A 20896-nucleotide genomic window follows, 5' to 3' on the forward strand; every position below is an offset into this window, starting at 1 on the left:
TGGAAAAGACGCCGGAATATAGGCGCGTTCGCCCCTCAATAGAAGGGCGCGGGGCGGCAATATTCGGTCTCCTTCCGGTGTCTCCCGAATGCATGCCCAGCGTGCGATTCGGGAATCTGCCGGAGCGATGGATTGGCATGATGCGCGTCATCCAGCATTGTGGGGTAACGCGGGTTCGGTTGCGGCGAATTTGCACCAGTGGGAACCGCGCAACCGGGCGCAGCGTCGCGGGGCAGTCATCGATCACACCTAGGCTCCGCAAACAACTTGGGGAAGTTCGTCAAACGATGGAGTCATGACGTGAGCAGGACAAGACTTGCAGCAACAGCGATTGGTCTCGCCGGTGCGCTGGCGGCCTCGCAGGCCCAGGCCCAAGCCCAATCGGCAAGCAGCAGCGAGCAGGAGATCGCGCTGCTGAAGCAGCAGTTGAAGATGCTGGAGCAGAAGCTCGACAAGCTCCAGAGTCAGACCGCGGCGAACACGGCGGCCACGGCGAAAGCCAGGGCCGAAGCGAAGGCGGAGGCCAAGGCCGAGGCGCGTTCGGAGGCAAAGGCCGTCGTTGCCAACGCCAATGCGGCGATCCCCGTCAAGGGACCGGCCCCGGCATCCGGCGTCGTCGTGACGATGCCGAACAATCGCCCGACGATCTGCACCGCCGACCAGGCCAACTGCGTTGCCATCACCAGCCGCCTGCATTGGGATGTCGGCGGCTATGACTATCGTCCCAATACCGCGGCCACCGTGCCGCAGAAGCTCGACAGCGGCCAGAACGTCCGTCGCGCGCGCATCGGCGTCGCCGGCAAGTTCTTCAACGACTGGAACTTCGCGCTGGTCTACGATTTCGGCGGCTCGTCCGACGGATTTGGCGGTGCCGCGCCGGGATCGCTGCCGGGCGGCGGCGTCTCCGGCGTCGAGAACGCGTATCTCAGCTACACCGGCTTGAAGCCGTTCGGCGGCAAGATGGCGATCGAGGCCGGCATCATGGATCTGCCATACACGCTCGACGAAGCGACGAGCTCAAACGACATCATGTTCATGGAGCGCGCCTCACCCGGTGTGATCGCGACCAACATCGCCGCCGGCGACTTCCGCTCTGCAGCCGGTGCGCGCTGGTTCAACGACCAGCTCTGGATCGGCGGTTATGTCACGGGGCCCTCGACCGGCGCGATCCATTCCGCCTCGAGCGCTTCGCCGCCGGGTACGAGCGAGCAATATGGCGCCGTGGCCCGCGTGGCCGGTAATCCCATCAGCGGCAAGGACTACTCGGTACATATCGGCGCGGACGCGCAATGGCTGATCCAGCCGCCGCGCAATCTGATCGCCAATACGCAGACGCTCGCGCTCAGCGATCGACCGGAATTGCGTCTCGACCCGACCACCCTGATCTCCACCGGCGCCATCGCCAATGTCTCGGGGGCGCAGGTCTACAGCGTCGAAGCGGCGGCGACCTACGGGCCGTTCATCGTCCAGGGCGAGTACTTCTGGTACAACGTCGATCGCACCGCCAATACCGGCGTGCCGCTGGTCGGCGCACCGAGCCTGAAATTCCAGGGCGGCTATGCGCAGGCCGGCTACGTGCTGACGGGCGAGGGCCGGACCTACAACGCCGCGACCGCGGCCTATAATGGCGTCAAGCCGGCGCATCCGTTCTCGCTGGACGGCGGCGGCTGGGGTGCGTGGGAAATCGCGGGGCGCTTCTCGACGATTGACCTCAACGATCAGCTCGCGACCGCGACCGGTGTCGCCGGTGGCCGGCAGACGGTCTACACCCTCGCGCTCAACTGGTACGTCAACGGCAATGTCCGCTTCATGCTGGACTATCTGCACGGCACGGTATCGCGACAGGCCTCGCCGATCTCGACCGCCGATGTCGGCTCGAAGTTCGACGCAGTCGCGATGCGCACACAGTTCGCGTTCTGACGCTCACCTTTTCCGGGAGCGGTACGATCCGCTCCCGGAAACTCACGCCGCGCGCTTCGGCTTGCTCACCACCACCGGTGGCGGCGCGCAGGACAGCCGCTCCTGATGGCTCTCGCCCCAGGCTTTCAGGATATCGATGACCGGCCTGAGGCTCTCGCCAAGCTCGGACAGGCAATACTCCACGCGCGGCGGCACCTCGGCATAGACCTTGCGGATGACCAGCCTGTCCTCCTCGAGCGCGCGTAGCTGTTTCGTGAGCATGCGCTGGGTGATGCCGGGCATCCGGCGGCGCAGTTCGCCGAAGCGCTGGGTGCCGCTCTGGAGGTGGTAAAGGATCACGCCCTTCCACTTGCCGTCGATCAGGTCCAGCGTCGCCTCAACCGAGCAGCCGGGACGACGGGCAAAATTGCGCCGCTTCATGCGTGTTTTCCCAATAGTATCCAAACAGGGACTATATCCCCAAATTTACAGTACTTGCCAATTTGAAGCCAGGGCGACAGTTAGAGCGGCAGGCGAACAGCCCATCTGATGGAGACAAGCCATGAAGGCCGTCGGCTACAAAAAATCGCTTCCGATCGAGGATGCGGATTCACTGATCGATTTCGAGACCGCCAAGCCCGAGCCCAAGGGGCGCGACATCCGCGTCGCCGTGAAGGCGATCTCGGCCAATCCGGTCGATTACAAGGTGCGCAAGCGCGCAGCTCCGCCCGAGGGCGAGACGAAGATCCTCGGCTATGATGCGGCCGGCGTGGTCGATGCCGTCGGCCCCGACGTGACGCTCTTCAAGCCGGGCGACGAGGTGTTCTACGCCGGCTCGATCCTGCGCCAGGGCACCAACGCCGAGTTCCACCTGGTCGACGAGCGCATCGTCGGCAACAAGCCGAAGAGCCTGTCGTTCGCGCAAGGAGCCGCCCTTCCCCTCACTTCCATCACCGCCTGGGAATTGCTGTTCGACCGGCTCGGCGCGGTCCCCGGCAAGAGCGTCGATCCGCGCACGCTCCTGATCACGGGCGGCGCCGGCGGCGTCGGCTCGATCCTGATCCAACTTGCCCGCCGCCTTACCGGACTGACGGTCCTTGCCACCGCGACGCGGCCGGAGTCGCAGAAATGGTGCCTCGATCTCGGCGCCCATGCGGTGATCGACCACGGCAAGCCGATGAAGGAGCAGATCGAGAAGCTGAAGCTGCCCCCAGTCGCGCTGGTGGCGAGCCTGACCTTCACCGACCAGCACTACAAGGCGATTGCGGAGTTCATGGCCCCGCAGGGAAGGTTCGGCCTGATCGACGATCCCCCGGAATTTGCCATGAGCACGTTCAAGGGCAAGGCGATCTCGGTGCACTGGGAATCGATGTTCACGCGCTCCTCGTTCCAGACGCCCGACATGATCGCGCAGCACCATCTGCTCAACGACGTCGCCGACCTCATCGACAAGGGCGTGCTGCGTACCACGCTCGACCAGACCTTCGGCACGATCAACGCAGCCAACCTCAAGCGCGCACATGCGCTGCTCGAGAGCGGCAAGTCGCGCGGCAAGATCGTGCTGGAGGGGTGGTAGGCGAACTTCGTAGGGCAAACAAGTCAGTGGTGGGCAAGCTTCGCCTTGCCCACCCTACTGTATCTTTTCCTGCGGACGCGTCGCCCGCTCGATGAAGCCCTTGGCGAGCGCGTGATAGATGCCCTCCTCGCAGATCATTCGCGAGGTCGCGTGCGCGATCAGCGCCGCCGCCATCAACGGCACGACCATGCCGTGATTGTCGGTCATCTCCGTCACAATCACGAAGGCGGTAATCGGCGCCTGCACCACGCCCGCGAAATACGAGACCATGCCGAGCAGCATGATCGCGCCGAGCGGCGCATCGTGGAAGAACGAGGCGATGTTGCTGCCAATGCCGGCACCGACGGCGAGCGACGGAGAGAAAATGCCGCCCGGTATGCCGCTGATCGCAGCAAAGGTGGTGGCAAGAAATTTGAGGGCGCCGAAATCGTGCGGCAGCGGCGAGCTGTGTTCCAGCGCCGCCTTCACCTGCTCGTAACCGGTGCCATAGATCGTATCGCCGGATACCAGGCCGCAGATCGCGACGGCGAGACCGCAGGCGAATGCAAACCACAGCGGATGGCCCTTGATCGCGCGTCCGAGGGGATTATTGAAGCCGCGCGCCATTGCGATGACGGTGCGGCTGAACAGGCCGCCCGCGAGACCACCGGCCACCCCGCAAAGTGGTACGGCGAGCCAGTCCGCTCCACGCGCCAGCGTCGTCGCACTGCTGCCAAAATAGGCGTAATTGCCGGCGAGCGCGAGCGAGGTCAGGCCGGCGGCGATGACGGCCGCAATGATGAGGCTGGACGTCCGGGTTTCAAAAGCGCGGCTCATCTCCTCGATGCCGAAGACGATGCCGGCCAGCGGCGTGTTGAACGCCGCGGCCAGGCCAGCGGCGGCACCAGCCAGGATCAATCCGGGCTGGCGGCGCGGCGAGACGCGGCCGAGTGCGAACATGATGGAAGCGCCGACCTGCACCGTCGGCCCCTCCCGCCCAACGGAGCCGCCACACAACAGACCGAATAGAGTGAGGATCACCTTTCCGACCGCAACCCGGATCGAGACCAGGCTCTCTCGCGCGCCCTGATCGGTCAGGTGCCGCGCCGCAATTGCCTGCGGGATACCGCTGCCCTGCGCGTTCGGGAATAGACGGATGGTCAGATAGGCCGACAGCATGAAGCCGAGCGGCGTCACCGCCAGCACGGCATAGCGCGACTTCGCGAGCAGCAGCGCAAAGGCGTGCTGGGCGAGGTCGGCAACTTGCGCTAGCGCCACCGCAGTGGCGCCGACTCCGATCCCACCGAGCAGAAAGATCGCCTGCCGCCGCCACCGCGCGGATGTCAGCCTGAACAGACGTCTATGGCGGGTCGATAGGGGCCAGAGCATGGAAGTTCATTTTAGCCTGCCGGGCGCCAAATTGAAGCACCAAGTAGGCAGGTCAGCTAAGCTGGCACTACACCTTCCACGAATAGCAGCCGCCGCTCGAGCGCCGTCTGCCGAAGCTTCAGTGCATCGGCATATTCTGCCGATGCGTACCATTCGCGCGCGCGGGCCATCGAGGGAAACTCGACGATGATGGTCTTGGCGGGCGGACCACCCTCCACCACTTCGGCAGCGCCACCGCGCGCGAGATAGCGGCCGCCATATTGGGCAATGGTCTGCGCCGCGAGCGTGCGGTAGGCCGCCATCGCGGCTCTGTCGCGCACCTCGACCTCCGAGATCACATAGGCCGCCATGCGCATCGTCTCAGGCGATCGTGTTGACGATGCCGCCCTCGGCGCGCAGCGCTGCGCCGTTGGTCGCGGACGCTTCCTTGGATGCGACATAGACCACCATGTTGGCGATCTCCTCGACGCTGGCAAAGCGCTGCAGCAGCGAGCTCGGGCGATGTTGTTTGACGAAACTGGCGGCGGCTGCATCGACAGATTGGCCGTTCTGCCTGGCGAGATCCTTGACGAAGGTCTCGACGCCCTCCGACATGGTCGGGCCCGGCAGCACGGAGTTGACCGTGACGCCGGTGCCGCGGGTGAGCTGCGCCAGACCGCGCGCAACCGAGAGCTGGGCCGTCTTGGTCATGCCGTAGTGGATCATCTCGACGGGAATGTTGAGCCCAGACTCCGAGGAGATGAAAACGATGCGGCCCCAATTGCGCTTCAGCATGCCCTTCATGTACGCGCGCGACAGCCGCACGCCGCTCATCACGTTGACCTCGAAGAAGCGGCTCCAGTCTTCATCCGGGATGTCGAAGAAGTCCTTGGGCTCGTAGATGCCGGTATTGTTGATGAGGATGTCGACGTCAGGCAGAGCGGCAACGAGTGCTTCGCAGCCCGCTGCGGTCGAGACGTCGGCGGCGATGCCGCGCACCTTGGCCCCCGCGCCCTCCAGCTTGCGCACGGCGGCCTCGACCTTGTCCTGGCCGCGGCCGTTGATCACGACGCTCGCGCCGGAGCCGGCGAGGCCCTTGGCGATGGCGTAGCCGATGCCGGCGGTCGAGCCGGTCACGAGGGCGGTCTTTCCGGAAAGGTCGATGTTCATGCGATGTCTCCATGGATGAAAGTGGAGATATCGGGAGCGGCCCGTGACACCGCAATCGGTCTCACTGACGCGTGAGGAAGCGCATCTACAGGACGAAGCCACCCCTCGTATCCAAACAAAAACGGCGCCCGCAAAAGGCGCCGTCTTCAATTCATATCCGCTGACTGGCTTACGCCGCCTCGGCTTCCTTTTCCTGCACCGGGCCGGAATCCTGGCCCTTGGCATCGACGTCGCGATCGACGAACTCGATCACGGCCATCGCGGCATTGTCGCCGTAGCGGAAGCCGGCCTTGATGATGCGGGTGTAGCCGCCCTGGCGGTCCTTGTAGCGGGGCGCGAGCACGTCGAACAGCTTCTTGACCTGGTCCTTGTCGCGCATCTCGGAGATCGCCTGGCGGCGCATCGAGAGGCCGCCCTTCTTGCCGAGGGTGACCAGCTTCTCCACGATGGGGCGCAATTCCTTCGCCTTCGGCAGCGTGGTGACGATCTGCTCGTGCTTGATCAGCGCGGCCGCCATGTTTGCGAACATCGCGCGGCGATGCTCGGCCGTGCGGTTGAGCTTGCGATGAACCTTGCCGTGACGCATGTGTGTAGTCCCTACATAGTTACTGCCGCGACGGTTCGTCGGACATGTTGCTCAGGTGGGCTGCCTGCGTTCGCCCAGTCAGTCATTCCGGACGGCGCAAAGCGTCGATCCGGAATCTCGAGGTTCCGGGTTCGATGCTCGCGCATCGCCCCGGAACGACAATTGCTCAGTAGTGATCCTCGAAGCGCTTGGCGAGCTCGTCGATGTTCTCCGGCGGCCAGCCCGGCACTTCCATGCCGAGGTGCAGACCCATCTGGGCCAGCACTTCCTTGATCTCGTTCAGCGACTTGCGACCGAAATTCGGGGTGCGAAGCATTTCCGCTTCGCTCTTCTGCACGAGGTCGCCGATGTAGACGATGTTGTCGTTCTTCAGGCAGTTGGCCGAACGCACCGACAGCTCGAGCTCGTCCACCTTCTTGAGGAAAGCCGGGTTGAAGGCGAGGTCCGGGATGATCTCCTGGGCGACTTCCTTGCGCGGCTCTTCGAAGTTGACGAACACGTTGAGCTGATCCTGCAGGATGCGCGCAGCGTAGGCCACCGAATCGTCCGGCGTGAGCGCGCCGTTGGTCTCGATCGTCATGGTCAGCTTGTCGTAGTCGAGGATCTGGCCCTCGCGGGTGTTCTCGACCTTGTAGGAGACCTTGCGGACCGGCGAGTACAGGCTGTCGACCGGGATCAGGCCGATCGGAGCATCTTCGGGACGGTTGCGCTCGGCAGGCACGTAGCCCTTGCCGGTCGAGACCGTGAACTCCATGCGGATCTCGGCGCCCTCGTCGAGCGTGCAGATCTGCAGATCGGGGTTCAGCACGACCACATCGCCGACGGTCTGGATGTCGCCGGCGGTGACGACGCCCGGACCCTGCTTCTTCACGACCATGCGCTTGGGGCCCTCGCCCTGCATCTTGATCGAGATGTCCTTGATGTTGAGCACGATGTCGGTGACGTCCTCACGGACGCCCGCGATCGAGGAGAACTCGTGCAGCACGCCGTCGATGTGCACCGACTGCACCGCCGCGCCCTGGAGCGAGGAGAGCAGGATGCGGCGCAGCGCGTTGCCGAGGGTCTGGCCGAAGCCACGTTCGAGCGGCTCGGCGACGATGGTCGCGAAACGCGAGGGATCGCTGCCGGGCGTGACCTGGAGCTTGTTCGGCCGAATCAGTTCTTGCCAATTTTTCTGGATCGTCACTGTTTCACCCATACAGGCCAGTCAATTTGACAGTTCAAATACTGGCGTTGGAGAAAGGCCGCAGATCATTCCCGCGGCTTCTTAGTAAAGTCATCGCGGGCGCCAATGCGCCCGCAACTTGGTATCAAACGCGCCGACGCTTACGGGGACGGCAACCGTTGTGCGGGATCGTGGTCACGTCACGGATCGAAGTGACGGTGAAGCCCGCGGCCTGAAGCGCGCGGAGCGCCGACTCGCGGCCCGAACCGGGGCCGGCGACTTCGACTTCCAGCGTGCGCATGCCGTGCTCCTGCGCCTTCTTGGAGACGTCTTCGGCGGCGACCTGAGCGGCGTACGGGGTCGATTTGCGCGAGCCCTTGAAGCCCATCGTGCCGGCCGAGGACCAGGCAATCGTGTTGCCCTGCGCGTCGGTGATGGTGATGGTCGTGTTGTTGAACGACGAATTCACATGCGCAACGCCGGAGGCGATGTTCTTGCGCTCACGACGACGAACGCGGGTGGCTTCCTTGCCCATTGGGTCCCTTTCCTGAAGATCTCAAACGCCGCCGTAGTGCCAGCGGCTACACCTGTGGAACGAAAAGCGCGTGGCGAACGGGTCATCCCCTCTTCGCCACACGCCGCGACTGGATTCGAAAACTTACTTCTTCTTGCCGGCGATCGCCTTGGCCGGGCCCTTGCGCGTGCGCGCATTGGTGTGGGTGCGCTGACCGCGTACCGGCAGACCGCGACGATGACGCAGGCCGCGATAGCAGCCGAGGTCCATCAGACGCTTGATGTTGATACCGACCTCGCGACGCAGATCGCCCTCGACGAGGTAGTCGCGATCGATGACTTCGCGGATCTGGAGCACCTCGGCGTCGCTGAGCTGATTGACGCGACGGTCCTCGGGGATCTTCACCTTCTCCATGATCTCGCCGGCGATCTTCGCGCCGATGCCATGGATGTACTGGAGCGCGATCAGCACGCGCTTGTTGGTGGGAATGTTCACGCCGGCAATACGGGCCACGGCCTTCTCTCCTGTTGCCGACCCCTCGTCAGGAATCGGGCTTTAAGTGCTTGCTTTCTCGGGCAGGTGTTCACAAACGCGAACACGACGCCCACCCCCGGTCTTCCTGGGGCCCGGCATCGTCTGAAACTATCCGACTTGGATGCGGGGCTTATTAGGGGATTCCAGGGGCTTTCGTCAACCGCTGCTAGCGCTTGGCTCGCTTTTTCGTGACCTTTTTTGCGGACTTTTTGGCACCCTTTTTGACGGCCTTCCTGGCGGTCGTTCTGGCTGCCTTTTTAGCCGCTTTCTTGGCCGATTTCTTGGTCCCCTTCTTGGGGCCCTTCGCGGCTTTTTTGACCGTCTTTTTGGCGGCTTTGGCCGATTTGGCCGCCTTTTTGACTGCCTTCGCCGGCCTTTTGGCCGATTTCTTCGCCGCCCTGGCCTTTTTGGCCGGCGCCGCCTTGGCCGCGCTTCTAGACTGGGTCTTGGGCTCGACCGCGCCGAGCGCCACAAGCTGGCGGTGGATGGCTCGGGTGACCTCGTCGATGGCCATCATGCCGTCGATGGTCGAGAGCTTCCGACGCTCAGAATAGTAGTGAATCAGCGGTTCCGTCTGGCTGCGGTAGCTGGCAAGCCGCTTGGTCAGGACCTCCGGGGTGTCGTCGACCCGAACCTCCTCGCCACGCTCGCGCATCTGGGCGACGCGGGTCTCGACCCTGTTCAGCAACGCGCTCTCGTTGACGCGGAGCTCGATCACGGCGTCGAGCTTGAGATGCTTCTGCTTGAGCAGCTCATCCAGCGCCTCGGCCTGCGGCACGGTACGCGGGAAACCATCGAGGATGAAACCATTCCTGGCGTCCGGCTGGTCGATGCGGTCGGAGATGATTCCGACCACGACCTCGTCCGGCACGAGGCCGCCGCTGGCCATGATCTCCTTGGCCTTCAGCCCGACCGGCGTTCCGGCCGCAACCGCGGCACGCAGCATCTCGCCGGTCGAGAGCTGGACGATGCCATAGCGCTGCACCAAGAGTTGCGCCTGGGTCCCCTTGCCCGACCCCGGCGGTCCCAGAAGTATAATTCTCATCGGCGTACGCCCCCCCCGGATTGGTGAGCGATACGTCGCGCACCTGCGTTTGAAGATCAAGAACAGTGCAAACCATAATCAGCGCGGCACCGCTACCCATATCATAGGGGAGCGAATGCCCGGACGCCAAGAAGGCCTTTGAAATCAGTGATTGCATCGACGTGGGAGCGTCTCTGCCGATGCGACCGAGCCGCTGACTGATCGCCTCTGCGGCGCCGCGTGTTGCTCGTGCGGCGAATCGGCGGCGCGGTCGCGCCGCCTCTCGATCGACTCCGTACTTAGCGGCGGCGGCCCCGCAGCTTGGACTTCCGGATCAGGCCTTCGTACTGGTGCGCCAGCAGATAGCCCTGGACCTGCGCCACCGTGTCCATGGTGACGCTGACGACGATCAGCAGCGAGGTGCCGCCGAAATAGAATGGCACCGACGCGTAGGAGATCAGGATCTCGGGAATCAGACAGACGATCGCCAGATAAACCGCGCCGAGCACTGTAATGCGCGACAGCACGTAGTCGATATATTCCGCCGTGCGCTCGCCCGGACGGATGCCCGGAATGAAGCCGCCGTGCTTCTTCAGATTGTCTGCGGTCTCGGTCGGGTTGAACACGATCGCGGTGTAGAAGAAGGCGAAGAACACGATCAGCGCGAGATACATGATCAGGAACAGTGGACGGCCGTGGCCGAGCTGGGTGGTGATCCACTGGAACCACTCCGGCCCACTTCCCGCGTTGAAGTTCGCAACCGTGGTCGGCAGCAAAAGCAGCGACGACGCGAAGATCGGCGGAATCACGCCCGAGGTGTTGAGCTTGAGCGGCAGATGCGAGGACTGGCCCTCGAACATCTTGTTGCCGACCTGGCGCTTTGGATACTGGATCAAGAGGCGGCGCTGCGCGCGCTCCATGAACACGATGAAGGCGATCACGGCAACGGCCATGATGATGACGACCAGGATGAGGCCGGTCGACATCGCGCCCTGACGGCCGAGCTCGAGCATGTTGGCGAGCGCCGCGGGCAGCTCGGCGACGATGCCGGCGAGAATGATCAGCGAAATGCCGTTACCGATGCCGCGCGAGGTGATCTGCTCGCCGAGCCACATCAGGAACATGGTGCCGCCGGTCAGCGTGATCGCCGTGGACAGGCGGAAGAACATGCCCGGCTCGCTGACGACGTTGCCGGCGCCTTCGAGGCCTACTGCGATCCCGTAGGACTGGAATGCGGCAAGGATGACCGTCAGATAACGGGTGTACTGATTCAGCGTCTTGCGGCCGGCCTCGCCTTCCTTCTTCAGCGCCTCGAGCTGTGGCGAGACGGTGGTGAGGAGCTGGATGATGATCGAGGCCGAGATATACGGCATGATGTTCAGCGCGAAGATCGCCATGCGGTGGATACCGCCGCCGGCGAACATGTTGAACATGCCGAGGATGCCCCCCGCCTGGGACCGGAACACCTGCTCCCAGATGTTCGGATCGATGCCGGGCAGCGGGATGTAGGTCCCGAGCCGATAAACGAGCAGCGCACCCAGGGTGAACCAGATGCGCTTCTTCAGTTCGTCGGCCTTGGCAAACGCGCCGAAATTGAGATTGGCTGCCAGTTGTTCCGCTGCAGAGACCATCTTGGACTTTCTCCCGCCGCCTGTTGCGCCGTCATGCCCGCGGCCGGGCTAGTTTAGCGGACGCCGGACATTATCTGGGGCTCGGCTTCGATAAGTCCACGTCCCGCATGCGTAAAGGCCCGCGAGCCGCGGGCCAATGACGCAGTTGTTACGCCGCCTCGCCTTCTTCCTTGGCAGGGGCGAGGATCTTCACCGAGCCGCCGGCCTTCTCCACCGCCGCGATTGCGGTCTTAGTGGCGCCATGCACTTCGATGTTGAGCTTGGACTTGAGCTCGCCGCGGCCGAGCAGCCGCAGGCCGCCCTTGGCGCGGCGCAGCACGCCGCCCTTCACCAGGGCCTCGACGTTCACGACGCTGCCGGTGTCGATCTTCTTGGCATCGACCGCTTCCTGGAGCCTGTCGAGATTGATCTCGGCGAACTCGATGCGGAAGATGTTGTTGAAGCCGCGCTTGGGCAAACGGCGATGCATCGGCATCTGGCCGCCCTCGAAACCCTTGATGCGCACGCCCGAACGCGCGGTCTGGCCCTTGCCGCCGCGGCCGGACTGCTTACCCTTGCCGGAACCGATGCCGCGGCCGACGCGCATACGCTTCTTGCGCGAGCCGGCGTTGTCGGCGATATCGCTGAGCTTCATCGCCCTTCTCCTTGTGTCTTGCGCACGATCTTCACCGAAAACCGCTTCCCGCTCTTCGGGATCGTGCGCCTTTGCTTACTTCTCGTCGACGATGCGGACGAGATGGTGAACCTTCTCGATCATGCCGCGGACCGCCGGGGTGTCCGGCAGTTCGCTGATTCGGCCGATCTTGTTGAGCTTGAGCCCGATCAGCGTCGAACGCTGCGAGTGATGGCGGCGGATCGCGCTGCCGGTCTGCTCGAGCTTGATCGTCTTTGCGGCGTTGGCCATAGGAGTCTACTCCGAAAAGCTTCCGTTAGTCGGCAGCCGCCTCGGCGTCGCCGCCGATACGACGGGACTGGAGGGTGGACACCTTGATGTTGCGACGGGCTGCGACCGACCGCGGCGAATCCTGGTGCTTCAGCGCGTCAAAGGTCGCGCGCACCATGTTGTACGGGTTCGACGAGCCGATCGACTTCGCCACCACGTCCTGGACGCCCAGCGTTTCGAACACGGCGCGCATCGGACCGCCGGCGATGATGCCGGTACCGGCCGGCGCTGCACGCAGGTAGACACGGCCCGCGCCATGACGGCCGGCGATGTCGTGATGGAGCGTGCGGCCCTCGCGCAGCGACACGCGCGTCAGGTTGCGCTTGGCGGACTCGGTCGCCTTGCGGATCGCCTCGGGCACTTCGCGCGCCTTGCCGTGACCGAAGCCGGCACGACCCTTCTGGTCGCCGATCACGACGAGCGCTGCGAAACCGAAGCGCTTGCCGCCCTTGACGACCTTGGCCACGCGGTTGATGTGGACGAGCTTGTCGACGAACTCGCTGTCGCGCTCCTCGCGCTCCCTGCGTTCACGTCCGCCGCCGCGTTGATCGCGTCCACCACGTTGTTCGCGTTCAGCTGCCATGGTTTTTCCAATCCTTCAGAGGCTTACGCCCCAATCCTCAAATTCTGTTAGAAGCTCAGCCCACTCTCACGCGCCGCGTCGGCCAGAGCCTTGACGCGCCCGTGATAGAGATAGCTGCCGCGATCAAACACGACTTCCTTGACGCCCTTCTCGGCAGCGCGCTCGGCCAGCAACTTGCCGACCGCCTTCGCCGCATCGATGTCAGCACCGGTCTTGCCGCCGTCGCGCATCGACTTCTCGAGCGACGAGGCGGAGGCCAGCGTCTCGCCCTTCAGGTCGTCGATGACCTGGGCGTAGATGTGCTTGGACGAGCGGAACACTGACAGGCGCGGACGGCCGCCGGCGGAACGGCGCAGCTTCAGCCGCACACTCCGCTTGCGCCGGGCATTCGTAACCTTGGCTTTCGACATGACCGGCTCCGTTACTTCTTCTTGCCTTCCTTGCGGAAGATGAATTCGCCCACATACTTCACGCCCTTGCCCTTGTAGGGCTCCGGCGGACGATAGGAGCGGATCTCGGCGGCGACCTGGCCGACGCGCTGGACGTCGCTGCCCGCCACCGTGATCTCGGTCGGCTTCGGCACCGTGATCGTGATCCCCTCGGGGATCGGATAGATCACGTCGTGGCTGTAGCCGAGCGCGAGCTGCAGGTTCTTGCCCTGCATCGCGGCGCGATAGCCGACGCCGGTGATCTCGAGCTTCTTCTCGAAGCCCTTGGTGACACCCTCGACCAGATTCGCGACCTGGGCGCGAGCGGTACCGTACAGCGCCCGCGCGCGGTTGGTCTCGGTCCGCGGCTTGACCTTGACCTGGCCGTCCTCGAGCTTCACCTCGACGTCATCATGAACGATGAACTGAAGCTGGCCCTTCGGCCCCTTCATCTTGACGGTCTGCCCATCGACGGTCGCGGTAACACCCGACGGCACCGGGACAGGCCTTTTGCCAACACGTGACATTGATCAAAAATCCTTCTCAGAACACCGTGAAGAGGACTTCACCGCCCACATTCGCGTCGCGCGCGCTGTGGTCGGCCATGATCCCCTTCGGCGTCGACAACACCGAAATGCCGAGTCCGTTGTTGACCCGCGGCAGAGCCTTCACCGAGGCGTACACGCGACGCCCGGGCTTGGAAACGCGCTCAATCTCGCGGATGACGGGCTCGCCGTCGAAATACTTCAGCTCGATCTCGATCTCGCTGCGACCCGAGGAATGCTCGAGCGTGGCGTAACCGCGGATGTAGCCCTCGGCCTTCAGAACCTCGAGCACGTTCTCGCGCATCTTCGAGCCAGGCGTGGAGACCTTGGTCTTCGAACGCATCTGCGCGTTGCGGATACGGGTGATCAGATCACTGATTGGATCGTGCGTTGACATCTAAACGACCCTCCTTACCAGCTGGACTTCACGAGGCCCGGGACCATGCCCTTGGAGCCAAGGTCGCGCAGCGCGATACGGGACAGCTTGTTCTTGCGGTAGTTCGAGCGCGGGCGGCCCGACAGCTCGCAGCGCAGGCGGATGCGGGTCGCCGACGAATTGCGCGGCATTTCCGCCAGCTTCAGGGTCGCGGCGAACCGCTCCTCCATCGGCAGCGTCTTGTCGGCGATGATCGCCTTCAACCGCTCGCGCTTGGCGGCGGCGTTCTTCACCATCCGCTTGCGCCTGTTGTTCTTCTCGATTGAACTCTTCTTTGCCATGCTTGGCTCCTGGGTATCCGCGTTTGAGAGGCTTTAGGTCAGCGTCTCACTGCCGGAACGGGAAATTGAAAGCGGTCAACAAGGCCCTCGCCTCTTCGTCGGTCTTGGCCGTGGTGCAGACGGTGATGTCCATACCGCGGGCTTCCGTGACCTTGTCGAAGTCGATCTCGGGGAAAATGATGTGCTCCTTGATGCCGAGCGAGTAGTTGCCGCGGCCGTCGAAGCTCTTCGGGTTCAGGCCGCGGAAGTCGCGGACGCGCGGCAGCGCGACCGTCACCAGGCGATCGATGAACTCGTACATGCGCGCCTTGCGCAGCGTGACCTTGCAGCCGATCGGCTGGTTCTCACGCAGCTTGAACGTCGCGATAGCGATACGCGAGTAGGTCACGATCGCCTTCTGGCCGGCGATCTGGGTCAGCTCGGCAGCGGCGGTCTCGGCCTTCTTCCGGTCGTTGACGGAATCGCCGACGCCCATGTTCAGCACGACCTTGTCCAGGCGCGGAACCTGCATGACGTTCTCATAACCGAATTTCTCGGTCATGGCCGTGCGGATCGTCGCATCATATTCCGCGCGCAGGCGCGGCGTGTAAGCGGCCTCAGCCATCGATCTCAGCTCCCGAGCTCTTGGCGATGCGGACCTTCTTGCCGTCCGCCAGAATCTTGAATCCGATGCGGGTCGGCTTTCCGTCCTTCCCGACATACGCGATGTTGGACAGTTGGATCGGCGCCTCTTTCGAGATGATGCCGCCCTCCTGGGCCTGCGTCTGCTTCTGGTGACGCTTGACCACGTTGATGCCGCGCACCAGCGCGGTACCGGCGTCGGGACGCACCTCGAACACTTCGCCGGTGCGGCCTTTGTCGCGGCCGGTCAGCACGACGACCTTGTCGCCCTTGCGGATCTTCGCAGCCATCACAGCACCTCCGGCGCGAGCGAGATGATCTTCATGTGGTTCTTGGCGCGCAGCTCGCGCGGCACGGGCCCGAAGATACGGGTGCCGACCGGCTCGGACTGGTTGTTGATCAGGACGGCGGCGTTGCGGTCGAAGCGGATGACCGAACCGTCAGCGCGGCGGATGTCCTTGCGGACGCGCACCACGACGGCCTTCATCACGTCGCCCTTCTTCACCTTGCCACGCGGAATCGCTTCCTTGATCGACACGACGATGATGTCGCCGATCGTGGCGTAGCGGCGCTTGGAGCCCCCGAGCACCTTGATACACATGACACGGCGTGCGCCAGAATTGTCGGCCACGTCGAGGTTGGTCTGCATCTGAATCATTGATGCACCTCGTCCTCTTTCTCTTTGCGCCAGCCCAGCCGGCGCTCAACATTTCCCTGAAGTCAGTCGGCCAGAGCCAACAGATCAGGCGCTTTTCTTGTGTTCGCCCCGGATCACGACCCAGCGCTTCAACTTCGAAATCGGCTTCGTTTCCTCGATCCACACCATGTCGCCAGGCTTGAACTCGTTGCTCTCGTCGTGCGCGTGGTAGTTCTTCGACCGGCGGATGGTCTTCTTGTAGATCGGGTGCGTGAAGCGGCGATCGACACGCACCACGATGGTCTTGGCTTGCTTGTCGCTGACGACCACGCCCTGCAAAGTACGTTTCGGCATCTTCGTAAGCCTCTTACTTCTTCTTGGCGCGCGTCTGCGCGGCGACGGTCTTGATCCGGGCGATGTCACGGCGAGCCTCGCGCAGGCGCGAGGTGTTCTCGAGCTGCCCGGTGGCGCGCTGGAAGCGCAGGTTGAAGCGCTCCTTCTTCAGGTTCAGGATGGCGTCATCCTGCTGGTCGGAGCTCATCGCGCGGATGTCTTCGATCTTCATCTGGGCCATGGCCATTACTCCGCAATGCGCTCGACGAAGCGCGTCTTGATCGGCAGCTTGGCTGCCGCCAAGGTCAGCGCCTCACGCGCGGTCTGGGTGTTGACGCCGTCGATCTCGAACAGCACCCGGCCCGGCTTGACGCGCGCGACCCACAATTCCGGCGAACCCTTGCCGGAGCCCATGCGGACTTCGGCCGGCTTCTTGGACACCGGAACGTCGGGGAACACGCGGATCCAGACGCGGCCGGCGCGCTTCATGTGACGGGTCAGCGCGCGACGGGCGGCTTCGATCTGGCGCGCGGTAACGCGCTCAGGCTCTGTCGCCTTCAGGCCGAACTGGCCGAACGCCAACGTCGCGCCTGAAGACGCAACGCCGTGGATGCGGCCCTTATGCGCTTTCCGGAACTTCGTTTTCTTAGGTTGCATCATGGCTTTAAGCCCTCAAATTCCTGTGCGGCTTTAGGCTGCAGCCGTGTCGCGGCGCTGACGGCCACGGTCACCACTGCCACCCGTCTCGCCTTCGGCCATTCTCTTGTCCTGGGCCATCGGATCGTGCTCGAGGATCTCGCCCTTGAAGATCCAGACCTTGACGCCGCAGGTGCCGAAGGTGGTGAACGCGGTCGCAACGCCGTAATCGATGTCGGCACGCAGCGTGTGCAGCGGCACGCGGCCTTCACGGTACCACTCCATCCGCGCGATTTCCGCACCGCCCAGACGACCCGAGCAGTTGATGCGGATGCCCTCCGCGCCGAGGCGCATCGCCGACTGCACGGCGCGCTTCATGGCACGGCGGAACGCCACACGGCGCTCGAGCTGCTGCGCGATCGACTCGGCCACCAGCGTCGCATCGAGCTCCGGCTTGCGGATCTCGACGATGTTGATGACGACGTCGGACGAAGTGATGTCCGCGACCTTCTTGCGCAGCTTGTCGATGTCCGCGCCCTTCTTGCCGATCACCACGCCCGGACGGGCCGAGTGGATGGTGACGCGGCACTTCTTGTGCGGACGCTCGATCACGATGCGGGCAACGGCCGCCTGCTTGAGCTCCTTGTGCAGGATCTCACGGATCTTGACGTCCTCGTGCAGCAGCTTGCCGTACTCCTGCTTGCCGGCGAACCAGCGGGAATCCCAGGTCCGGTTGATGCCGAGACGCAGACCGATCGGATTGATCTTTTGACCCATCGTGTTCTCCTGCGCCCTTAAGCGGCTGCTTCGGCTTCGACCTGACGAACGATGATCGTCAGCTGCGAAAATGGTTTGTAGACACGGCCCGAGCGGCCGCGGCCGCGGGCGGCAAAGCGCTTCATCACGAGGCCGTTGCCGACAAAGGCCTGCGCCACGACGAGATCGTCGACGTCGAGGTCATGGTTGTTCTCGGCGTTGGCGATAGCCGATTCCAGACACTTCTTGACGTCGACCGCGATCCGCTTGCGCGAAAACTGCAGGTCGGCGAGCGCGGCAGACGCCTTCCGGCCGCGAATGAGCTGGGCGACCAGGTTGAGCTTCTGCGGGCTCACCCGCAGCATCCGGGCGACCGCCTTGGCCTCGTTCTCGGCGAGGCTCCGTTCGCGCTTAGGTTTGCTCATCGTTTAATCCTCAAGCCTTCTTGGCTTTCTTGTCGCCGGAGTGGCCATGGAAGGTCCGGGTCGGCGAGAACTCGCCGAACTTGTGACCGACCATTTCCTCGTTGACGGCCACCGGCACGTGCTTCTGACCGTTGTAGACGCCGAAGGTCAGGCCGACGAACTGCGGCAGGATCGTCGAGCGACGGCTCCAGATCTTGATGACGTCATGACGGCCGGACGCGCGCGCGGCATCTGCCTTCTTGAGCAGAGAACCCTCGACGAACGGGCCTTTCCAGACTGAACGAACCATGTCCGGCGTTCCTTACTTCTTCCGCTTGTGGCGGCTTAGGAGAATGAATTTGTTGGTCGACTTGTTGGTACGGGTCTTCTTGCCCTTGGTCGGCTTGCCCCACGGAGTGACCGGGTGGCGACCGCCCGAGGTACGACCTTCACCACCGCCGTGCGGATGGTCGATCGGGTTCATCGAGACACCGCGGTTGTGCGGGCGACGGCCCATCCAACGCTTGCGACCGGCCTTGCCGATCGAGGTGTTCATGTGATCCGGGTTCGACACCGCGCCGATCGTGCCGCGGCAACGACCGTGAACCAGGCGCTGCTCGCCCGAATTCAGGCGGATGATGACGTAGTCCTGGTCGCGGCCGACGAGCTGGGCATAGGTGCCTGCGGAACGCGCGAGCTGACCGCCCTTCCCGATCTTGACCTCGATGTTGTGGATGATCGTGCCGACCGGCATGTTGCCGAGCGGCATGACGTTGCCGGGCTTCACGTCGACGTAGTTGCCGGCGACGATCGTGTCACCCACGGCCAGGCGCTGCGGCGCCAGGATGTAGGCCTGCTCGCCGTCCTGATACTTGATCAGGGCGATGAAGCCGGTGCGGTTCGGATCATACTCCAGCCGCTCGACGGTCGCGGGGACGTCGATCTTCTCGCGCTTGAAGTCGACCGTACGCAGCGTCTGCTTGTGACCGCCACCGCGAAAGCGCACGGTGATGCGGCCGGTGTTGTTGCGGCCGCCCGAGGACTTCTTGCCCTCGGTAAGCGCCTTGACCGGCTTGCCCTTGTACAGGGCCGAACGATCGACCATGACCAGCTGGCGCTGGCCCGGCGTCGTGGGATTGAATGTCTTCAGTGCCATCGTCGTACGACCTTACAGACCGGTGGTCACGTCGATCCGGTGACCCTCTTCGAGGGTCACGATCGCGCGCTTGGAGTTCGACTGCGAGCCGAGATTGCCGCGGAAAATCTTCGTCTTACCCTTGCGGACCAGCGTGTTGACGCTCTTGACTTTGACGTCGAACAGCTTCTCGATCGCTTCCTTGATCTGCGGCTTGGTCGCCTTTGCGGCCACCTTGAACAGCACCTTGTTGTGCTCCGAGGCGATCGTCGCCTTTTCGGTCACGACCGGCGACAGGATCACGTCGTAGTGGCGAGGCTCGATGTTCTTCGTCATTTGAAGCGCGCCTCCAGCGCATCGATGGCGGCCTTGGTCAGAACAAGCTTCTGACGGCGCAGGATGTCATAGACGTTGATGCCCTGGATCGGCAGCACGTCCATGTTCGGGATGTTGCGGGCCGCAGCGGCGAAACCGTTGTTGAGCTCGGCGCCGTCGATGATCAGCGCGTTGGTGAGCCCGAGGCCTGAGAAGTGACCGAGCAGCGCCTTGGTCTTGGCGGCCTCGAGCGCGGCCTTCTCGATCACGACGAGATCGCCGTCCTTGGCCTTGGCCGAGAGCGCATGCTTCAGAGCGAGCGCGCGGACCTTCTTCGGCAGATCGGTGGCGTGCGAACGCACCACCGGACCGAAGGCACGGCCGCCGCCGCGGAACTGCGGCACGCGGGCCGAACCGTGACGAGCACCGCCGGTGCCCTTCTGCTTGTACATCTTCTTGCCGGTGCGCCAGATCTCGGCGCGGCCCTTGGCCTTGTGCGTGCCGGCCTGGCGCTTGTTGAGCTGCCACTGCACGCAGCGCGCGATGATGTCTTCGCGCGGCTCGAGACCGAAAATGGCGTCGGAGAGCTGGACCGAGCCGGCTTCCTTACCTTCGAGGGTGGTGACTTTCAATTCCATCTCACGCCTCCTGCGCAGCCGGAGCGGCTTCCGCGTCGCCAGCAACCTTGAACTTGCCGGGCTTCGGAGCTTCCTTCGGCAACGGCTTCTTGACGGCGTCGCGCACGCGGATCCAGCCGCCCTTGGAGCCGGGAACGGCGCCTTCGACGAGGATCAGGCCGCGCTCGACATCGGTCTGGACGACGCGAAGGTTGAGCGTGGTGATGCGGTCGACACCCATGTGGCCGGGCATCTTCTTGTTCTTCCAGGTCTTGCCGGGGTCCTGACGACCACCGGTCGAACCGATGGAGCGGTGCGAGATCGACACACCGTGCGTGGCGCGCAGACCGCCGAAGTTCCAGCGCTTCATGCCGCCGGCGAAGCCCTTACCGACCGAGGTGCCGGTGACGTCGACGAACTGACCGACGACGAAGTGATCCGCCTGGATCTCGGCGCCGACGGGGATCATCGCATCTGCGCTGACCCGGAACTCCTCGACCCGGCGCTTCGGCTCGACCTTGGCGACCGCGAACTGGCCGCGCTCGGCCTTCGGCATGTAAACGGTCTTGCGGCTGCCAGAACCGAGCTGGAGCGCGACGTAACCGTTCTTCTCTTCGGTACGGTGGCCTACGACCTGGCAATTGCCGAGCTTCAGCACGGTCACGGGGATATGTTCGCCGGCCTCCGTGAAGACCCGCGTCATCCCGACCTTTTGTGCGATCACTCCGGAGCGCATCGGCTTGCTTCCTGTTCTTTCTGTCCGCTTTGAGCGAACGGGAT

General features: G+C 63.8%; 32 protein-coding genes. 2 read left to right on the forward strand and 30 right to left on the reverse strand.

Translation table 11 applies throughout. From position 1 onward, the window contains the following. Positions 1-300: 300 nt before the first annotated feature. Positions 301-1920 carry an OprO/OprP family phosphate-selective porin gene (locus tag ACSHT2_RS07480; RefSeq protein ID WP_440641029.1) on the forward strand — a complete coding sequence of 540 codons (1620 nt, stop codon included), beginning with the start codon at positions 301-303 and terminating at the stop codon, positions 1918-1920. A 42-nt stretch (positions 1921-1962) separates the two neighbouring features. Here ACSHT2_RS07480 and ACSHT2_RS07485 read toward each other — a convergent pair whose 3' ends face one another. After that, a complete protein-coding gene (locus tag ACSHT2_RS07485; RefSeq protein ID WP_440641030.1) occupies positions 1963-2340 on the reverse strand; it encodes a winged helix-turn-helix transcriptional regulator in 378 nt (125 codons plus the stop codon). A 121-nt stretch (positions 2341-2461) separates the two neighbouring features. On the opposite strand from ACSHT2_RS07485, the gene ACSHT2_RS07490 reads away from it, so the two are divergent. Then, the gene (locus ACSHT2_RS07490; RefSeq protein WP_440641031.1) at positions 2462-3475 is read left to right on the forward strand and encodes a zinc-binding alcohol dehydrogenase family protein; all 1014 of its coding nucleotides are present in this window, start codon (positions 2462-2464) and stop codon (positions 3473-3475) included. 54 nt (positions 3476-3529) lie between these two features. On the opposite strand, the gene ACSHT2_RS07495 is transcribed toward ACSHT2_RS07490, so the two are convergent. The 29 genes from ACSHT2_RS07495 to rplC all read right to left on the reverse strand — a co-directional run bounded on the left by ACSHT2_RS07495 (position 3530) and on the right by rplC (position 20852). Further along, complete coding sequence (locus tag ACSHT2_RS07495) at positions 3530-4843, reverse strand: chloride channel protein (protein ID WP_440641032.1); 1314 nt, start codon at positions 4841-4843, stop codon at positions 3530-3532. Between the two features lie 56 nt (positions 4844-4899). Beyond that, entirely contained in the window at positions 4900-5193 is a 294-nt protein-coding gene (locus ACSHT2_RS07500; RefSeq protein WP_440641033.1) for a DUF1330 domain-containing protein, read from the reverse strand. Between the two features lie 10 nt (positions 5194-5203). Beyond that, on the reverse strand, positions 5204-5992 hold the full coding sequence (locus ACSHT2_RS07505; protein ID WP_440641034.1) for an SDR family NAD(P)-dependent oxidoreductase: 789 nt from the start codon (positions 5990-5992) through the stop codon (positions 5204-5206). A 169-nt stretch (positions 5993-6161) separates the two neighbouring features. Further along, positions 6162-6578, reverse strand: coding sequence for a 50S ribosomal protein L17 (gene rplQ / locus ACSHT2_RS07510; protein ID WP_035680050.1), 417 nt, complete (start codon positions 6576-6578; stop codon positions 6162-6164). 166 nt (positions 6579-6744) lie between these two features. Continuing rightward, positions 6745-7776: a DNA-directed RNA polymerase subunit alpha gene (locus ACSHT2_RS07515; protein ID WP_124157683.1), complete on the reverse strand. Its 1032-nt coding sequence runs from the start codon at positions 7774-7776 to the stop codon at positions 6745-6747. A 112-nt stretch (positions 7777-7888) separates the two neighbouring features. Further along, on the reverse strand, positions 7889-8278 hold the full coding sequence (rpsK, locus tag ACSHT2_RS07520) for a 30S ribosomal protein S11 (protein ID WP_007603045.1): 390 nt from the start codon (positions 8276-8278) through the stop codon (positions 7889-7891). A gap of 123 nt (positions 8279-8401) precedes the next feature. Then, a complete protein-coding gene (rpsM, locus tag ACSHT2_RS07525) occupies positions 8402-8770 on the reverse strand; it encodes a 30S ribosomal protein S13 (protein ID WP_035709590.1) in 369 nt (122 codons plus the stop codon). A gap of 187 nt (positions 8771-8957) precedes the next feature. Beyond that, positions 8958-9836: an adenylate kinase gene (locus tag ACSHT2_RS07530; protein WP_440641035.1), complete on the reverse strand. Its 879-nt coding sequence runs from the start codon at positions 9834-9836 to the stop codon at positions 8958-8960. A gap of 278 nt (positions 9837-10114) precedes the next feature. After that, positions 10115-11446 carry a preprotein translocase subunit SecY gene (gene secY / locus ACSHT2_RS07535; protein WP_319327122.1) on the reverse strand — a complete coding sequence of 444 codons (1332 nt, stop codon included), beginning with the start codon at positions 11444-11446 and terminating at the stop codon, positions 10115-10117. Between the two features lie 148 nt (positions 11447-11594). Next, a complete protein-coding gene (gene rplO / locus ACSHT2_RS07540; RefSeq protein WP_271532407.1) occupies positions 11595-12080 on the reverse strand; it encodes a 50S ribosomal protein L15 in 486 nt (161 codons plus the stop codon). 75 nt (positions 12081-12155) lie between these two features. Further along, complete coding sequence (gene rpmD / locus ACSHT2_RS07545; protein WP_319327118.1) at positions 12156-12350, reverse strand: 50S ribosomal protein L30; 195 nt, start codon at positions 12348-12350, stop codon at positions 12156-12158. Positions 12351-12375: 25 nt separating this feature from the next. Next, positions 12376-12972 (reverse strand): 30S ribosomal protein S5, encoded by a 597-nt coding sequence (gene rpsE / locus ACSHT2_RS07550; RefSeq protein ID WP_014494507.1) that lies wholly within the window; start codon positions 12970-12972, stop codon positions 12376-12378. A 47-nt stretch (positions 12973-13019) separates the two neighbouring features. Next, positions 13020-13382 (reverse strand): 50S ribosomal protein L18, encoded by a 363-nt coding sequence (rplR, locus tag ACSHT2_RS07555; RefSeq protein ID WP_024342458.1) that lies wholly within the window; start codon positions 13380-13382, stop codon positions 13020-13022. An 11-nt stretch (positions 13383-13393) separates the two neighbouring features. Further along, positions 13394-13927 (reverse strand): 50S ribosomal protein L6, encoded by a 534-nt coding sequence (rplF, locus tag ACSHT2_RS07560; RefSeq protein ID WP_440641036.1) that lies wholly within the window; start codon positions 13925-13927, stop codon positions 13394-13396. 16 nt (positions 13928-13943) lie between these two features. Continuing rightward, the gene (gene rpsH / locus ACSHT2_RS07565) at positions 13944-14342 is read right to left on the reverse strand and encodes a 30S ribosomal protein S8 (protein WP_319327114.1); all 399 of its coding nucleotides are present in this window, start codon (positions 14340-14342) and stop codon (positions 13944-13946) included. A gap of 14 nt (positions 14343-14356) precedes the next feature. Next, positions 14357-14662: a 30S ribosomal protein S14 gene (gene rpsN / locus ACSHT2_RS07570; protein ID WP_440641037.1), complete on the reverse strand. Its 306-nt coding sequence runs from the start codon at positions 14660-14662 to the stop codon at positions 14357-14359. A gap of 46 nt (positions 14663-14708) precedes the next feature. Continuing rightward, positions 14709-15266 (reverse strand): 50S ribosomal protein L5, encoded by a 558-nt coding sequence (gene rplE, locus ACSHT2_RS07575; RefSeq protein ID WP_440641038.1) that lies wholly within the window; start codon positions 15264-15266, stop codon positions 14709-14711. After that, a complete protein-coding gene (gene rplX / locus ACSHT2_RS07580) occupies positions 15259-15573 on the reverse strand; it encodes a 50S ribosomal protein L24 (protein ID WP_028177970.1) in 315 nt (104 codons plus the stop codon). The genes rplE and rplX overlap by 8 nt, the downstream gene beginning before the upstream one ends. Further along, positions 15573-15941, reverse strand: coding sequence for a 50S ribosomal protein L14 (gene rplN / locus ACSHT2_RS07585; RefSeq protein ID WP_007603030.1), 369 nt, complete (start codon positions 15939-15941; stop codon positions 15573-15575). The genes rplX and rplN overlap by 1 nt, the downstream gene beginning before the upstream one ends. Positions 15942-16025: 84 nt before the next feature. Beyond that, positions 16026-16274: a 30S ribosomal protein S17 gene (gene rpsQ / locus ACSHT2_RS07590; protein ID WP_028177969.1), complete on the reverse strand. Its 249-nt coding sequence runs from the start codon at positions 16272-16274 to the stop codon at positions 16026-16028. Positions 16275-16287: 13 nt separating this feature from the next. Next, complete coding sequence (gene rpmC / locus ACSHT2_RS07595) at positions 16288-16494, reverse strand: 50S ribosomal protein L29 (RefSeq protein WP_270160725.1); 207 nt, start codon at positions 16492-16494, stop codon at positions 16288-16290. A gap of 5 nt (positions 16495-16499) precedes the next feature. Beyond that, positions 16500-16913 (reverse strand): 50S ribosomal protein L16, encoded by a 414-nt coding sequence (gene rplP, locus ACSHT2_RS07600; protein WP_008136349.1) that lies wholly within the window; start codon positions 16911-16913, stop codon positions 16500-16502. Between the two features lie 30 nt (positions 16914-16943). Then, positions 16944-17666 (reverse strand): 30S ribosomal protein S3, encoded by a 723-nt coding sequence (gene rpsC, locus ACSHT2_RS07605; RefSeq protein WP_028177968.1) that lies wholly within the window; start codon positions 17664-17666, stop codon positions 16944-16946. A 17-nt stretch (positions 17667-17683) separates the two neighbouring features. Further along, on the reverse strand, positions 17684-18070 hold the full coding sequence (gene rplV / locus ACSHT2_RS07610) for a 50S ribosomal protein L22 (protein ID WP_024342451.1): 387 nt from the start codon (positions 18068-18070) through the stop codon (positions 17684-17686). Between the two features lie 10 nt (positions 18071-18080). Further along, entirely contained in the window at positions 18081-18359 is a 279-nt protein-coding gene (gene rpsS, locus ACSHT2_RS07615) for a 30S ribosomal protein S19 (protein WP_008136357.1), read from the reverse strand. A gap of 12 nt (positions 18360-18371) precedes the next feature. After that, complete coding sequence (gene rplB / locus ACSHT2_RS07620) at positions 18372-19205, reverse strand: 50S ribosomal protein L2 (RefSeq protein ID WP_440641039.1); 834 nt, start codon at positions 19203-19205, stop codon at positions 18372-18374. Between the two features lie 12 nt (positions 19206-19217). Then, positions 19218-19520 (reverse strand): 50S ribosomal protein L23, encoded by a 303-nt coding sequence (locus ACSHT2_RS07625; protein ID WP_007603019.1) that lies wholly within the window; start codon positions 19518-19520, stop codon positions 19218-19220. Beyond that, positions 19517-20137 carry a 50S ribosomal protein L4 gene (rplD, locus tag ACSHT2_RS07630; RefSeq protein ID WP_018647243.1) on the reverse strand — a complete coding sequence of 207 codons (621 nt, stop codon included), beginning with the start codon at positions 20135-20137 and terminating at the stop codon, positions 19517-19519. The genes ACSHT2_RS07625 and rplD overlap by 4 nt, the downstream gene beginning before the upstream one ends. Position 20138: 1 nt before the next feature. Continuing rightward, on the reverse strand, positions 20139-20852 hold the full coding sequence (rplC, locus tag ACSHT2_RS07635) for a 50S ribosomal protein L3 (RefSeq protein WP_024342448.1): 714 nt from the start codon (positions 20850-20852) through the stop codon (positions 20139-20141). Positions 20853-20896: the final 44 nt, after the last annotated feature.

The sequence above is a fragment of the Bradyrhizobium sp. PUT101 genome, assembly GCF_052043945.1.
In the GTDB taxonomy this organism is placed as follows: domain Bacteria; phylum Pseudomonadota; class Alphaproteobacteria; order Rhizobiales; family Xanthobacteraceae; genus Bradyrhizobium.

Bases quoted from the DNA above. Each gene is read 5' to 3' on its own strand.
- ACSHT2_RS07485 (WP_440641030.1), bottom strand. From the start codon at position 2,340: ATGAAGCGGCGCAATTTTGCCCGTCGTCCCGGCTGCTCGGTTGAGGCG.
- ACSHT2_RS07490 (WP_440641031.1), top strand. From the start codon at position 2,462: ATGAAGGCCGTCGGCTACAAAAAATCGCTTCCGATCGAGGATGCGGAT.
- ACSHT2_RS07495 (WP_440641032.1), bottom strand. From the start codon at position 4,843: ATGCTCTGGCCCCTATCGACCCGCCATAGACGTCTGTTCAGGCTGACA.
- ACSHT2_RS07500 (WP_440641033.1), bottom strand. From the start codon at position 5,193: ATGGCGGCCTATGTGATCTCGGAGGTCGAGGTGCGCGACAGAGCCGCG.
- ACSHT2_RS07505 (WP_440641034.1), bottom strand. From the start codon at position 5,992: ATGAACATCGACCTTTCCGGAAAGACCGCCCTCGTGACCGGCTCGACC.
- rplQ (WP_035680050.1), bottom strand. From the start codon at position 6,578: ATGCGTCACGGCAAGGTTCATCGCAAGCTCAACCGCACGGCCGAGCAT.
- ACSHT2_RS07515 (WP_124157683.1), bottom strand. From the start codon at position 7,776: ATGGGTGAAACAGTGACGATCCAGAAAAATTGGCAAGAACTGATTCGG.
- rpsK (WP_007603045.1), bottom strand. From the start codon at position 8,278: ATGGGCAAGGAAGCCACCCGCGTTCGTCGTCGTGAGCGCAAGAACATC.
- ACSHT2_RS07530 (WP_440641035.1), bottom strand. From the start codon at position 9,836: ATGAGAATTATACTTCTGGGACCGCCGGGGTCGGGCAAGGGGACCCAG.
- secY (WP_319327122.1), bottom strand. From the start codon at position 11,446: ATGGTCTCTGCAGCGGAACAACTGGCAGCCAATCTCAATTTCGGCGCG.
- rplO (WP_271532407.1), bottom strand. From the start codon at position 12,080: ATGAAGCTCAGCGATATCGCCGACAACGCCGGCTCGCGCAAGAAGCGT.
- rpmD (WP_319327118.1), bottom strand. From the start codon at position 12,350: ATGGCCAACGCCGCAAAGACGATCAAGCTCGAGCAGACCGGCAGCGCG.
- rpsE (WP_014494507.1), bottom strand. From the start codon at position 12,972: ATGGCAGCTGAACGCGAACAACGTGGTGGACGCGATCAACGCGGCGGC.
- rplR (WP_024342458.1), bottom strand. From the start codon at position 13,382: ATGTCGAAAGCCAAGGTTACGAATGCCCGGCGCAAGCGGAGTGTGCGG.
- rplF (WP_440641036.1), bottom strand. From the start codon at position 13,927: ATGTCACGTGTTGGCAAAAGGCCTGTCCCGGTGCCGTCGGGTGTTACC.
- rpsH (WP_319327114.1), bottom strand. From the start codon at position 14,342: ATGTCAACGCACGATCCAATCAGTGATCTGATCACCCGTATCCGCAAC.
- rpsN (WP_440641037.1), bottom strand. From the start codon at position 14,662: ATGGCAAAGAAGAGTTCAATCGAGAAGAACAACAGGCGCAAGCGGATG.
- rplE (WP_440641038.1), bottom strand. From the start codon at position 15,266: ATGGCTGAGGCCGCTTACACGCCGCGCCTGCGCGCGGAATATGATGCG.
- rplX (WP_028177970.1), bottom strand. From the start codon at position 15,573: ATGGCTGCGAAGATCCGCAAGGGCGACAAGGTCGTCGTGCTGACCGGC.
- rplN (WP_007603030.1), bottom strand. From the start codon at position 15,941: ATGATTCAGATGCAGACCAACCTCGACGTGGCCGACAATTCTGGCGCA.
- rpsQ (WP_028177969.1), bottom strand. From the start codon at position 16,274: ATGCCGAAACGTACTTTGCAGGGCGTGGTCGTCAGCGACAAGCAAGCC.
- rpmC (WP_270160725.1), bottom strand. From the start codon at position 16,494: ATGGCCCAGATGAAGATCGAAGACATCCGCGCGATGAGCTCCGACCAG.
- rplP (WP_008136349.1), bottom strand. From the start codon at position 16,913: ATGATGCAACCTAAGAAAACGAAGTTCCGGAAAGCGCATAAGGGCCGC.
- rpsC (WP_028177968.1), bottom strand. From the start codon at position 17,666: ATGGGTCAAAAGATCAATCCGATCGGTCTGCGTCTCGGCATCAACCGG.
- rplV (WP_024342451.1), bottom strand. From the start codon at position 18,070: ATGAGCAAACCTAAGCGCGAACGGAGCCTCGCCGAGAACGAGGCCAAG.
- rpsS (WP_008136357.1), bottom strand. From the start codon at position 18,359: ATGGTTCGTTCAGTCTGGAAAGGCCCGTTCGTCGAGGGTTCTCTGCTC.
- rplB (WP_440641039.1), bottom strand. From the start codon at position 19,205: ATGGCACTGAAGACATTCAATCCCACGACGCCGGGCCAGCGCCAGCTG.
- ACSHT2_RS07625 (WP_007603019.1), bottom strand. From the start codon at position 19,520: ATGACGAAGAACATCGAGCCTCGCCACTACGACGTGATCCTGTCGCCG.
- rplD (WP_018647243.1), bottom strand. From the start codon at position 20,137: ATGGAATTGAAAGTCACCACCCTCGAAGGTAAGGAAGCCGGCTCGGTC.
- rplC (WP_024342448.1), bottom strand. From the start codon at position 20,852: ATGCGCTCCGGAGTGATCGCACAAAAGGTCGGGATGACGCGGGTCTTC.